Genomic DNA, 13,253 nt, shown 5'->3' on the forward strand with positions numbered 1-13,253 from the left:
CATGACTGGAATTAAAATTGCTACAATCGGCGGTGGATCTAGTTATACACCAGAGTTAATTGAAGGATTTATTAAGCGTTATGATGAGCTTCCTGTTCGTGAAATTTGGTTAGTAGATATTGAGGCAGGAAAAGAAAAGTTAGAAATCGTTGGTAACTTAGCAAAACGTATGGTGAAAAAATCAGGTTTACCAATCGAGGTACATTTAACACTTGATCGCCGTGAGGCATTAAAAGATGCTGACTTCGTAACAACACAACTTCGCGTTGGTTTATTAGAAGCACGTGCAAAAGATGAAGCAATCCCGTTAAAATATGATGTAATCGGTCAGGAAACAAATGGTCCTGGTGGTCTATTCAAAGCGTTGAGAACGATTCCTGTTATTTTAGATATTTGTAAAGATATGGAGGAGCTCTGTCCGAATGCATGGTTAATTAACTTTGCAAATCCAGCTGGTATGGTAACAGAGGCTGTCCTTCGTTATACAAATATTCAAAGAGTAGTTGGTCTATGTAACGTTCCAATCGGAATCCGCATGGGTCTTGCAAGATTACTTGAAGTAGATGCAAGTCGTGTCCACGTTGATTTCGCAGGTTTAAATCATATGGTATACGGACTAGATGTATACTTAGATGGCGTAAGTGTAATGGATCGTGTGTTAGAGCTTGTGACAGATCCAGAAAAGCAAATTACGATGGAAAATATCGCAGCGCTTAACTGGGAACCAGACTTTATTCGCGGCCTTCGTGCAATTCCATGTCCATACCATCGTTACTACTACAAAACACGTGAAATGTTAGAAGAAGAGAAAGAGGCTTCTGTTGAAAAAGGTACACGTGCAGAAGTAGTAAAACAATTAGAAAATGATTTATTTGAGTTATATAAAGACCCGAACTTAGATATTAAACCACCACAATTAGAAAAACGTGGCGGAGCTTATTATAGTGATGCAGCATGTAGCTTAATTACGTCTATTTACAATAATAAAGGTGATATCCAGCCTGTTAATACACGAAACAACGGAACAATTGCAAGCTTGCCACATGATTCAGCTGTTGAAGTGAACTGTATTATTACGAAAGAAGGTCCAAAACCAATTGCAGTTGGAGACCTTCCAGTACCAGTTCGCGGTTTAGTACAACAAATTAAATCATTCGAGCGCACAACAATTGAAGCTGCTGTTACAGGGGATTATCATAAGGCGCTGCTTGCTATGACAATCAATCCACTTGTACCATCAGATACAGTTGCAAAACAAATTTTAGATGAAATGTTGGAAGCACATAAAGAATATCTTCCACAGTTCTTTAAAAAGGTAGAGAAGTAAAAGCGGCGCTATTTAGCCCGCTTTTTTTATTCTATTAGGAGGTATTATGATGATTAAGTTAATTGTAAATGCAGATGATTTCGGTCTTACAGAAGGTACAAATTACGGCATTATTGATGGGCATATAAATGGACTTGTAAATTCAACGACGATGATGATGAATATGCCAGGAACAGAGCATGCGGTACGCTTAGCGAAAGAGTATAACCTACTCGGAGTAGGCGTACATCTCGTATTAACAGCAGGGGAACCACTTCTTGGAGACGTACCATCACTTGTAGGTAGCGACGGATCGTTTCATAAACAAAGTGTTGTAAGGGAAGGGAATATAAATCCAGAAGAAGTTGAGAGAGAGTGGACTGCTCAAATTGAGAAATTCCTATCTTACGGATTAACACCAACTCATTTAGATAGTCATCATCATGTACACGGATTACCGATCTTACACGATGTTCTTGAGAGATTAGCAGCTAAATATAATGTTCCAATTCGTCGTTGTGGGGAAGATAGAGCGGTGCATCCATTTTCTGATGTATTTTACAGTGACTTTTATGCGGATGGTGTGACGGAAGATTACTTTGTGAAGTTAAAAGAAAGAGTACAAGGTGAACAAACGGTAGAAATTATGGTTCATCCAGCCTATATTGATCCAGAGCTTGTGAAGCGTTCTTCTTACGTAATGGATCGTGTGAAGGAATTGCGTATTTTAACAGAGAGCGAATTACCAGAAGGAATAGAGCTTGTGAAGTTTTAATAGAAAAACGACGGCTACATCATGCCGTCGTTTTTTATTTATAAAATGGATAGAGCATATCCGCCAAATGCCCCGAGTATAACGATAACCCAAGGTGGTGTTTTCCAAAAAGCTAGTAAGCAAAAAAGAAGCGAAGCGAAAACGAAATCTGAAGCATTCATAACTGTACTCGTCCAAATGGGATCGTAAAAAGCGGCAATTAAAATACCGACAACAGCGGCGTTAACACCAAGTAGTGCGCCTTGTATGAATGATATTTTTCTCACACTGTTCCAAAATGGTAAAACACCAATAACGAGTAAGAAAGCAGGGAGGAAAATCGCAATTGTTGCGAGTATTGCCCCAAGCGTCCCGTTTAACACTGCTCCTATATAAGAGGCGAATGTAAATAGTGGTCCTGGTACTGCTTGTGTTAATCCGTATCCAGCTAGGAACTGTTCTTTCGTCATCATGCCGTTTTGTACGAACTCACCTTCAAGAAGGGGCAGCACGACGTGTCCTCCTCCAAATACAAGTGCGCCAGAGCGATAGAAACTATCAAATAAAGCGATGTAATAAGAGAACGGTCTTAATATTGGTAGCAGTAGTAAGAGTCCAAAGAATAAGACGAGACAAGAAACTGCTATCTTTTTTGAAATAGGTACTTTTATATGTTGAGATTGGCTAATTGGTTGGTTGCGATATAAAAACCAGCTGATAAAGCCACATATTATAATGAGGATCACTTGCGTCCAGCTACTTGGCCATAATAAGGCGATTGCGGCAGTTACAATCGCAATCGTCGCACGGTTGCGATCTGGAGTTAACTTTTGCGCCATTCCCCATATGGCGTGAGCGACAATAGCGACTGCTACAAGTTTTAGTCCATGAATCCAGCCAGCACTCCCAAGATCGAACTGATTAAGGAATGAGGCGAAGAAAACTAAAACAAGGACAGACGGTAAAGTGAATCCAATCCATGAAATAATAGCTCCTAAAAGCCCGCCCCGTAATAATCCAACACCCATACCGACTTGGCTGCTGGCAGGGCCAGGAAGGAATTGACACAGTGCTACTAAGTCTCCATAACTTTTTTCATCCATCCATTTTCTTTTTTGCACGTATTCGTGGTGGAAATAACCAAGATGAGCGACAGGACCGCCGAATGAAGTAAGTCCTAATTTAAATGAGACGAGAAAAATCTCTAATAATGTGTGAAAGGTGTGTTTGTTTTTTTTCAAAATAACCTCCTAGAATGTTTTTGCTATGTGCATTATACAAGAAGTGGTAAAGCAAAAGGAACAAATCTAATGTAAAGATTTTGTGAATCTTTTCTTTGTAATTAAAATTGAAAAAGTCATAAATGATTATGTCTAAACCATAAAGTAGTAGAAGTAGTGCTGGGAAATTTATATAAGGAGAATGCCTTATGACAACACATTTCTTTGCCAGGTTAACAGGTAAGAGGGAAGTGCCTCCTGTAAATACAGAAGCTTTTGGGGTAGCAGAGTTTATTTTTAGTGATGATTTAACGAAATTGCATTACAGAGTAATACTAAAAAATATAGAAAAGGTTACATCGTGTCAAATTCATTTAGGGAAGTCTACTCAAATTGGTCCTGTTGTTTTATATTTGTATGGTCCACTGGAGCAAGGGATTAGCTTGAACGAGGGAAGTATTACTGGTGTAGTGAATGTGGAGGATTTTGAGGGACCTTTACAAGGGAAATCATTTGTACATTTACTTCAAGAAATTATTCAAGCAAATGTATATGTTAATGTCCATACGAAATCACAAAAAAGAGGAGAAATAAGAGGGCGAGTTAGAAAAGTAAAGAAATAGAGGAAAAGGCTGTCCATATGTTGGAACAGCCTTTTCTCATTATATAAGGTGCTAGTTTTAGCAATTATTGTCGGTAAATCGATATATTTTGAAAATCGCTGATATAATCTGAGTTACGCCGATATATTTTGAAAATCGCTGATATAATCTGAGTTACGCCGATATATTTTGAAAATCGCTGATATAATCTGAGTTGCGCCGATATATTTCAATAATCGCTGATATAACTCACGTTACGGTCGATATTTTTAAATATTGCCTCAATTAATTTTTAACAGGCTGATTTTTAATAAAGAAGTCCATAACATAAAATACTTCGTCATCAGGTATTTGTATTTCAAATGTGTTTTCAATTGGTTGCAATGCTTTTTTTACTTTCATATACATCCAGTACTCATCTTGTCTTCTTTTCTCTTTATCAGGGTGAGGAAGAAGGCTTTCTCCTTTTTGAAGACGGTCAACCATACAGCTCATATGCAGAATAACACCCATTAAGCTATCAGGAGTTAGCTGTAAGGAAATTAATTCCTGAATTGTATTTAATGCGTAACGAATTGTTTTGATAAGTAATGCTCCATCGTTACGCTGCATTTGTTGTTCAAGAATATCCGCCATTTTTGCATATGTTTCTTCATACGTAATTAATTCTTGAATGGGCTGAATCGCTGTGTAGTTTACGATGTCTTGGAAATGATATGTTAAGCACGGCACTTGCACATCGAAATTCGTGACGATACAAATGATGTTACGCTCTTTTTTTATGTTCTCGATCATTTTCGTTAAATCTTTTTCATTGACGATACTAATCGGAATAATTTCAATTAAGTCTTTATCAAATCGTAAATAGTTCTCTAACATTTTTTGAATAGCTAAAGCACTTCCTTCACCAGTTAAGCAAGCTGTTAAAATAACAGATTTCATTGGAGAGAGAGGTTTTTTCTTTTCTTCTTGTACGTTTAAGTAAAATGGTGTTAAATTTTTTACTGTTTCATACAGCGCATCTAATGAATAACCGAGCTGAGCTTTTCGAGCTGCTTCTAGTGCGTGTGGTGTGCTCGTCATCGAGAGAACACGTACAGGGATTTTGAACTCCGTTTCTAATATGTCACCGATATAAGCAAGTGACCCCATATCGACAAGTAAGAGAAGCCCATTTACATTTTGTAGTGTTTTCATATACACTTTCACACGTTCCAAGAAATCTTTCGGTGATTCGTGTAACGGCATATCAATACCGGTTACTTCCTCAATGCCGAGAAGTTCGTTTGCGACGTTTGCCATTTCAGTTGCGATGCCATTACCGTGTGCTAATATTAATACTTTTACTTCTGTTTGTGAGGCAGGAATTGGATCAACAACGAAGAACATTGTTAAAAAGCCAGCTTCATCAATAGGCATTGTTATTTGTAATTCTTCCTCCAGTAGTTGAATGCATTGCATAGCTACGGAAAAAGCTTCTTTATATTTCGTACGAATTTGATTTAATTGTGGGTGATGTATTTGTTTTCCGCTTTGTAAACGTTGTAGAGTTGTCTGTACATGTAAACTTAAAGCGAGAAATACTTTTTCATCAAACGTCTTAGATAAATGCTTTTCAGCAAGTTCCGCTATTTTTTCACATACGGAAACGATATTACGATCCACAATTTTAAAAACATTTTCATGGCTTGTTTTTTTTGATATTTGGTTAAAATATTGTACGAAAAAGCTTTGAACATCATTTTCTATTAGTAATTCTAATTCTTCCTCTTCAATACCACGTGCTTGAAGTTCTTCGTATTTATAATCAATATAATCGTAAATAGAAGAGCGTTTTTCATCTTCTGTTTTATGATTACTCCAACCTTCTTCACCTGTAAATACAAATGTTTCATTTGGTATTTGGTATAAGTGACGGCTCTTCCTTTCAATGAACAACCCTTCTTTCATATACCAAGGTAAATCTGTACTTGAAACATAGACAGAATCACGTTTCTTTGTGACCAAATCAGAATAGGCTTTCGCACAGGCAATTTGAACATCTGTTTTTAATTGACCAATGTTATTGGGACAATTGTAAAAGACGAAAGCACGCATTGCATTTGGGCTAACGTGAATGTCTTTTCGCAGACGAATTGCTTCATTTGTGAAAAATAGCTGTAGTAAAGCAAAGCGCTCTTTATGTGTACGCTCACGAAGTGGTGGCAGCGTAACAGTCATTGGTATACGTCTTGTAAATGTTTTTAATAAAAATGAATTTGGTTCTTCTGTTGTTGCAGTAATGATTAATACTTGTGCTTTACGTTCGTTCTCTGTTTCTCCAAGGCGGCGGTATACTCCGCGGTCAATAAAGGTGAAAAGCATTTCTTGTCCCTCTGGAGGCAGGCGATGTACTTCATCTAAGAAAAGAATTCCTTCATGTGCTTTTTCAATTAACCCTTTTTGATCACTTGCTCCTGTATAAGCTCCTTTTTTAATCCCAAATAATTGCCCGAGTAGTAGCTGTGGATTATTTGCGTAATCAGCACAGTTAAAGACGATAAATGGTGCATCTTTGGGAAGCTGTTCAACTTCAATTGCATATTCGTGCATTAAAGAAGCAAACATAGACTTTCCGACCCCTGTTTCTCCTAGCAGTAAAGTATGCATACCGTGTGGAGGATAGAGAATAGAAGCTTTCGCTTTTTCAATTGCAATTTTAAGGCTCGTATTTTCAATTGCAAATGTATCTAATGAAGTTATGTCTTTTGAATGCGTTTCCAACGAAGTGTTCGTTTCTATGTAAAAACGAACAGGTCGCGTATTTGTTTTTAATAAACGTTTATCTTTTACAAGTTTGTTTAAATCGCTACTTACATTGGCGCGATCTAGTTGCAGAAATGTAGCGAGTTCTGATGCGGTTACACCTTCTGTATAATTGCCTTTTTGTATTGCGTTAAAAATGAGATCTATTCGTTTCATTTCTATTCACCTCGAAACTTCATCACTATTTAAAATTTTACACAAAAATGGGAAGGGTGGGAAGAGAAAAATAAAACAGCTTTAGCACATAGGCACTAAAGCTGTTACAATCTTGTGTCTTTCCAAAAATTCACCTTGAGATGAGAAGAAGGATTATAGGGAAGAAGTTTGTATCCTTGTGACTGTAAATAATCAATTACTTTTGGCAGTATTTGTACGGTTACACTCGAATCATGCATTAAAATGACTTCGACTTGTTCATCACTTTGATTACGTACTCTTTCGAGTATGGCAGAAGGATTGTCATAGCTTTTCCAGTCGTATGTATCGATCGTCCAATCCCACATTTTATACTGGGCCGATACAAGTGCGTCACGGTAATTCTTTTTTAAGTAAGGCATACTACCATATGGAACGCGAACGAGATGTGTATTTAATTTCGTAACTTGCTGGACAATGCTTTGTGTTTGCTCCATTTCTGCAATTAAAGTGGAAGGGTCACCAGTGTAAAGGCGTTTTACATCATGTGACATGCTGTGGAGCCCGATATAATGTCCTTCTTTAATTAATCGTTGCATCGTTTTTGTGTAATGTGGCACTTTTCCGCCAATAACAAAGAAAGTTGCTTTTCCGTTCTTTTCTTTTAAGATGTTTAAAATTTGTGTAGTATATTTGTTTGGCCCGTCATCAAATGTTAAGTACGCAATTTTTTGTGTAGGAGAAGTTGTTTCAGTATTTGGATGATATTCAGCAGGAATAACAGTTGTTGCTTCAGTATTAGATGATACGTACATAGTAATCGATAAAAATAAAATAATACATTGAAATACTCGCTTGATCATAACATTCACCCTCAGTTTGACAATCAAGATGTAAAAAAGAAAACTTGATACTTTTCTTATTATGTATATCTTTCTCCAATAGAGGAACTCTCAAACAATCTATATTTTGGAAATATAAAATGAGAATAAAAAATAGCATCCTCTTATAAGAAAGAGGATGCTATTTGAATATTTCATAATTGAAAAGGCTATACTACAATTAGTCTTCGCGTTTTTTCACTTTTTTATAAAAGGAAATGATTGGTTTGTAGCGTTCATGTACAAGCCCGATTATTTCAGCGATAATTTCTGTGAAGAAAATCAAAGCGAAAAGAAGAATAATGGATAACCATAACGTTGCACTAGTGAAAATAATGGCATTTACACTAAAGAAAATACCGAATGCGTATATAATTAGTACCGTTTTGCGATGAGAGAATCCCATTGCAAGTAAGCGGTGATGTAAATGCGATTTATCTGGTGCTGAAATAGGTTTTTTATTTACGATACGACGGATGATTGCAAATATCGTATCAAATATAGGTACACCTAAAATGATAATTGGAACGATAAAACTGAATAACGTTACACTTTTGTATAATCCAAGTAACGATATAACAGAAATACAGTATCCTAAAAATAGTGCTCCTGTATCTCCCATGAAAATTTTTGCTGGATGGAAGTTGTAGAATAAAAATCCAATTGTACTTGCTAATATAATTAATGCAAGTGGCAAGATAATAGCTGTTCCAGTACCCCATGGGCTAGTGAAGGCCATATATGCTAGCGTTGCAAGTACGATAGATGAAATCCCAGCAGATAATCCATCTAAGCCGTCAATTAAGTTGATTGCATTCGTAATACCTACAAGCCAAAATACTGTAATTGGATAAGCAAGCCATCCAAGTTCAGTATCCCCAAGGAATGGGATATATAATACTTGCACTAATAATCCACTTTTTACAATCATAATGGCAACTAACAGTTGTCCACCGAATTTTACTCTCGCAGATAACTCGTACATATCATCTAAAATTCCGATGATTACAATGATAATCGCACCTAGCGTTATCGATAACATTCTTTGTTCATATAAGCCGCCGACAACAAATCCTACAGCTACACCAATAAATATTGCCAACCCGCCAAGACGTGGCATAATCTTTTGGTGCACTTTACGTGCGTTTGGCTTATCTGTCGCTCCTATTTTAAAAGCTAATTTAATAACTAAAGGAGTAACGACGAGTACAGTGATGAATGATGCCAAAATGGCATAAATCACTTGTGAGTCCATTAATACCCCACCCTTTATAGTCTAACGTAATTTTTTTTTGAAAATATATTTATCTGAAAATTATGATGTTTATTTACAGGCTCATAACATATGGTATCACAAAAAGATTAGAATTCAATCTTTTTTTCTTTTTACGGTTAATGGAAGCGGATAGAATATATGACAATTGTATATAGAATGTTGAATCATATAAGAAGGTTAATCGTACTGGGCTTTGGAATGTAACATTTCCTCTTTTTCTTCAATAGTGAATACTTTTATTTCAGTATTATAAGTGTTGCACGTAGAAATGAGTAAGTTTCGTGTTAAAATGTGGGAATTTATCACGCGTGACCTGGCAGTCTGATTCTCACTGATTAAGTTTTACTTTATAGTGCATTTAATTTTACAAAAACTTAAAAAAAAGTAAGGGAAGTAATTCATATAATGAAGAAGGAAAAGGGTTTTCTCATTTTTAATATGAGAGGGGGAAGCGCAGGGAGAGTTCTATATTTCATATCTTTTCTATTGTAAATTCCTGTGCGAAAAGGAAATGAAAATTACGATAGTAGGTACTGGATATGTTGGATTGATTACAGGAGTAGGATTGGCAAAATTAGGGCATTCAGTTACATGTTTTGATATAGATGATGAAAAAATTGAACGGATAAAACAAGGGGATTTACCTATTTATGAGGCCAGATTACATGAATTAATAAATTATGCATATGAGAATAATGCTTTAACTTTTACATCAAATAAAGAAGAGGCATTTGATGATGTAGAGTTTATATTTATTGCAGTTGGAACACCACCTTTATTAGATGGGACGGCAGATTTAACGTATATTCAGAGTGCTTGTAACGATATTGGATTATATGCGACGAACGATATTATTGTTGTTACGAAAAGTACAGTTCCAGTAGGTACAAATGATGTAATGAAGGGATGGATTGAGGAGAAGTTAAAAGGGAGGCATACAGTACATATCGTATCGAATCCAGAGTTTTTGCGTGAAGGTTCAGGTATTTATGATTTCTTTCATGGAGATCGTATTGTAATTGGAGCGGATAGTGAAGAAGTAGCAAGAAGAGTAGAGAGTTTGTATAGTGAATTATGTTTAGAAACGTATGTTACAGATATTAAAAGTGCAGAGATGATTAAATACGCGTCGAATGCCTTTTTAGCTACAAAGATTAGTTTCATTAATGAAATTTCAAATATATGTGAGAAGGTAGGTGCGAATGTATTGGATGTTGCCAAAGGGATGGGAATGGATAAGAGAATCGGTGCATCTTTTTTAAATGCGGGCATTGGCTACGGAGGATCGTGTTTTCCGAAAGATACGAAAGCGCTGGTGCAAATTGCGGGAAATGTTGCTCATGATTTTCGTTTGTTAAAAGCAGTTATTGAAGTAAATAATAAGCAACAGCTGCTATTGATTGAAAAAGCGAAAAAAGTTATGAACATGAATAAAAAGCGAATTGCAGTTCTTGGCGCATCCTTTAAACCGAATACGGATGATATTAGAGAGGCATCATCTCTTATTATAATAGAAGCATTAATTAATATAGGTGCAGATATTGTTCTTTATGACCCAAAAGCAATTCAATATGTAAAGAATATATTTGGAGATGCTATACAATATAGTAGATGTATAGATGAATCGATTAGAGATGCGAGTGCGGTTTTTATCGTAACAGAATGGGGAGATATTCAAACTTATCCGTTAGAAAAGTACGTACAACTTATGAGGGAGCCTATTTTATTTGATGGGAGAAATTGTTATACTGATGAAGATGTTAAGAAACAAAAGATAGATTATTACTCGGTGGGAAGAAAAAGTATTTGTAATAGAAAAGTTTCTGTTATGCGTTAAAAAGGGATGTACTCATGCATATTTTTATATGTCATAATAGAAGCTGTAATTAGTGAAAGAAAAGAGGCAATCACATGACTGAACGTTTAAAAGTAATGACAATTTTCGGGACACGTCCAGAAGCAATTAAAATGGCACCTCTTGTATTAGAGTTGCAAAAACACCCAGAAAAAATTGAATCGATTGTGACTGTAACAGCACAACATCGCCAAATGTTAGATCAAGTATTAAGTATCTTTGGAATTACGCCAGATTTCGATTTAAATATTATGAAAGACCGCCAAACTTTAATTGATGTTACAACGCGTGGTTTAGAAGGTTTGGATAAAGTAATGAAAGAAGCGAAGCCGGATATTGTACTTGTACATGGTGATACAACAACAACATTTATTGCAAGTTTAGCTGCTTTTTATAATCAAATTCCAGTAGGGCATGTTGAGGCGGGCCTTCGTACATGGGATAAGTATTCTCCATACCCAGAAGAGATGAATCGTCAATTAACAGGTGTAATGGCGGATCTTCATTTCTCACCGACAGCAAAATCAGCAACGAACTTACAGAAGGAAAATAAAGATGAGTCACGTATTTTCATCACAGGAAACACAGCGATTGACGCGCTACAAACGACTGTAAAAGAAACATATAGTCATCCTGTACTAGAGAAACTTGGAAATGATCGTCTTGTACTTATGACAGCTCACCGCCGTGAAAACTTAGGTGAACCGATGCGTAATATGTTCCGTGCAATTAAGCGTCTTGTTGACAAACATGAAGATGTACAAGTTGTGTACCCTGTTCATATGAACCCTGTTGTTCGTGAAATAGCAAATGAAATTTTAGGTGAACATAACCGTATTCATTTAATTGAGCCGCTAGATGTAATTGATTTCCACAATGTTGCAGCTCGTTCATACTTAATGTTAACGGATTCTGGTGGTGTACAAGAAGAAGCTCCATCACTTGGTGTACCAGTTCTTGTTCTTCGTGATACAACAGAGCGCCCTGAAGGTATTGAAGCAGGTACGCTGAAATTAGCAGGAACAGACGAAGAGACAATCTTCGGCCTTGCTGATGAGTTGTTATCAGATAAAGAAGCTCATGATAAGATGGCGAAAGCATCTAACCCTTACGGTGATGGTCGTGCATCAGAGCGCATTGTAGAAGCAATTTTACAACACTTTAATAAGTAAACAAAAAGGGCCCAATCGCATAGATTGGGCCTTTTTGTTACGGCTGATTACGCATAATCCACTCTGCATGAGCATTTGTAGAAGGTGGCGGATCAGTTGGTGTTTTATTTTGTTTTGTTTCTTTTTTTGTTTGTTCGTTAGAATTAGAACTTGAATTTGAATTTGAATCAGGATTTGAGTTGTTTTTTGTAGTTGGGTTTTTTGCTTTTTCTCCTAATTCTTTTTCAATTTCGTTACGCACCGTTTCTACACTGATTGGATCTGGAAGGAAGTAATAAATACCGCCTATCTTTTTGTCTTCGCCTTCAAGCTTTAACGTTTGCATTGTAGAAGGATCAAATCCAGAAAGTTTATTGTAAAGAGCAAGTCCGTCTGAAATAGGAATGTCGGTTTTTATATATTTTCCAACGACAGCTGTTAAATCTTTAATTTTAAATACAGTAGAGGTGGAGTTTAGTTTATGAGCAACAGCGGCCAGTAATTGTCTTTGTCTAGCAGCTCGACCATAATCGCCATTTGGATCTTGCTTTCGCATACGGACGTAAGCAAGTGCTTCTTCACCGTTTAAGTTTTGCTGTCCTTGCTTAAATTGAATTTTTTTGTAGTAATCCACGTCAGAGCGCTCCCAGAAATCGAAGGGTACGTCAACGGTAACGCCGCCAACAGCATCAACGATACCTTTAAAGCCTTGGAAATCAATTTTCAGATAATGGTCTACAGGAACTTTTAGAAAGCCTTCGACAGTTTTGATTGCCATTTCTTCTCCGCCGTAAGCATGGGCAGCGTTAATTTTGTCTTCCTTATTTTTGCCAACAATTTTAACTCGAGAATCACGAGGAATACTCATAAGTGAAATCTTTTGCGTTTTTGGATTGACTGTTGCGAACATTAATGAGTCTGTACGACCATTTTGACCATCTGTCGCATAATCTTCTATACCCATAATGAGAATTGTAAAAGGTTCCTTTGTAATTTCTACATCTTTGTTTCTTAAATCCGATTTTTCACGAGTAAAACCACTATACATCCCCATAAGAGAAGAGTAAGAATTTAACACATAAACTCCTATACTGCCAAATAAAAATGCGAAAATAAGGAAGAAGAAAAGTTTCCTTCTTCGCTTCTTTTTTATTCTGCTATTTTGGAGATGATAATAACGTTCTTCCATATATAATCTCCTTAGTTCGTTAGTTCATTTGTAGGGAAGTAATTCACTACATTAATCTTTGAAGGGGATAAATGGGTTA

The 13,253-nt window shown here is 36.3% G+C and carries 10 protein-coding genes; 5 read left to right on the plus strand and 5 right to left on the minus strand.

The genetic code is table 11. From position 1 onward, the window contains the following. The first annotated feature begins 1 nt into the window (after position 1). Both celF and chbG read left to right on the plus strand, forming a co-directional pair. A complete protein-coding gene (gene celF / locus EBQ15_RS13085) occupies positions 2–1,327 on the plus strand; it encodes a 6-phospho-beta-glucosidase (RefSeq protein WP_000145763.1) in 1,326 nt (441 codons plus the stop codon). 49 nt (positions 1,328–1,376) lie between these two features. Further along, positions 1,377–2,081 carry a chitin disaccharide deacetylase gene (gene chbG, locus EBQ15_RS13090; protein WP_000593488.1) on the plus strand — a complete coding sequence of 235 codons (705 nt, stop codon included), beginning with the start codon at positions 1,377–1,379 and terminating at the stop codon, positions 2,079–2,081. A 38-nt stretch (positions 2,082–2,119) separates the two neighbouring features. Here the strand turns inward: chbG and EBQ15_RS13095 are convergent, their stop codons facing one another. After that, positions 2,120–3,301 carry a chromate transporter gene (locus tag EBQ15_RS13095; protein ID WP_000739651.1) on the minus strand — a complete coding sequence of 394 codons (1,182 nt, stop codon included), beginning with the start codon at positions 3,299–3,301 and terminating at the stop codon, positions 2,120–2,122. 188 nt (positions 3,302–3,489) lie between these two features. Between EBQ15_RS13095 and exsM the strand changes: the two genes are divergently transcribed. Beyond that, the gene (gene exsM / locus EBQ15_RS13100) at positions 3,490–3,903 is read left to right on the plus strand and encodes an exosporium regulatory protein ExsM (protein WP_000207046.1); all 414 of its coding nucleotides are present in this window, start codon (positions 3,490–3,492) and stop codon (positions 3,901–3,903) included. A gap of 264 nt (positions 3,904–4,167) precedes the next feature. Here the strand turns inward: exsM and EBQ15_RS13105 are convergent, their stop codons facing one another. The 3 genes from EBQ15_RS13105 to EBQ15_RS13115 form a co-directional block, all read right to left on the minus strand. Continuing rightward, positions 4,168–6,843 carry a sigma-54-dependent transcriptional regulator gene (locus EBQ15_RS13105; protein WP_000820962.1) on the minus strand — a complete coding sequence of 892 codons (2,676 nt, stop codon included), beginning with the start codon at positions 6,841–6,843 and terminating at the stop codon, positions 4,168–4,170. 104 nt (positions 6,844–6,947) lie between these two features. Then, positions 6,948–7,685 carry a polysaccharide deacetylase family protein gene (locus tag EBQ15_RS13110; RefSeq protein WP_000597145.1) on the minus strand — a complete coding sequence of 246 codons (738 nt, stop codon included), beginning with the start codon at positions 7,683–7,685 and terminating at the stop codon, positions 6,948–6,950. A gap of 199 nt (positions 7,686–7,884) precedes the next feature. Further along, positions 7,885–8,958, minus strand: coding sequence for a glycosyltransferase family 4 protein (locus EBQ15_RS13115; RefSeq protein WP_000378319.1), 1,074 nt, complete (start codon positions 8,956–8,958; stop codon positions 7,885–7,887). Positions 8,959–9,490: 532 nt separating this feature from the next. On the opposite strand from EBQ15_RS13115, the gene EBQ15_RS13120 reads away from it, so the two are divergent. Beyond that, a complete protein-coding gene (locus EBQ15_RS13120; RefSeq protein ID WP_000704918.1) occupies positions 9,491–10,816 on the plus strand; it encodes a UDP-glucose dehydrogenase family protein in 1,326 nt (441 codons plus the stop codon). 74 nt (positions 10,817–10,890) lie between these two features. Continuing rightward, the gene (gene wecB, locus EBQ15_RS13125; RefSeq protein WP_000140145.1) at positions 10,891–12,006 is read left to right on the plus strand and encodes a non-hydrolyzing UDP-N-acetylglucosamine 2-epimerase; all 1,116 of its coding nucleotides are present in this window, start codon (positions 10,891–10,893) and stop codon (positions 12,004–12,006) included. 37 nt (positions 12,007–12,043) lie between these two features. Here wecB and EBQ15_RS13130 read toward each other — a convergent pair whose 3' ends face one another. Further along, positions 12,044–13,174: an LCP family protein gene (locus EBQ15_RS13130; RefSeq protein WP_000392795.1), complete on the minus strand. Its 1,131-nt coding sequence runs from the start codon at positions 13,172–13,174 to the stop codon at positions 12,044–12,046. Positions 13,175–13,253: the final 79 nt, after the last annotated feature.

Origin of the sequence: Bacillus sp. 2D03, assembly GCF_003946765.1 — a bacterium.
GTDB lineage: Bacteria > Bacillota > Bacilli > Bacillales > Bacillaceae_G > Bacillus_A > Bacillus_A cereus.

Coding starts and splice junctions, on each gene's coding strand:
- celF (WP_000145763.1), top strand. CDS start 2: ATGACTGGAATTAAAATTGCTACAATCGGCGGTGGATCTAGTTATACA.
- chbG (WP_000593488.1), top strand. CDS start 1,377: ATGATTAAGTTAATTGTAAATGCAGATGATTTCGGTCTTACAGAAGGT.
- exsM (WP_000207046.1), top strand. CDS start 3,490: ATGACAACACATTTCTTTGCCAGGTTAACAGGTAAGAGGGAAGTGCCT.
- EBQ15_RS13105 (WP_000820962.1), bottom strand. CDS start 6,843: ATGAAACGAATAGATCTCATTTTTAACGCAATACAAAAAGGCAATTAT.
- EBQ15_RS13110 (WP_000597145.1), bottom strand. CDS start 7,685: ATGATCAAGCGAGTATTTCAATGTATTATTTTATTTTTATCGATTACT.
- EBQ15_RS13115 (WP_000378319.1), bottom strand. CDS start 8,958: ATGGACTCACAAGTGATTTATGCCATTTTGGCATCATTCATCACTGTA.
- EBQ15_RS13120 (WP_000704918.1), top strand. CDS start 9,491: ATGAAAATTACGATAGTAGGTACTGGATATGTTGGATTGATTACAGGA.
- wecB (WP_000140145.1), top strand. CDS start 10,891: ATGACTGAACGTTTAAAAGTAATGACAATTTTCGGGACACGTCCAGAA.
- EBQ15_RS13130 (WP_000392795.1), bottom strand. CDS start 13,174: ATGGAAGAACGTTATTATCATCTCCAAAATAGCAGAATAAAAAAGAAG.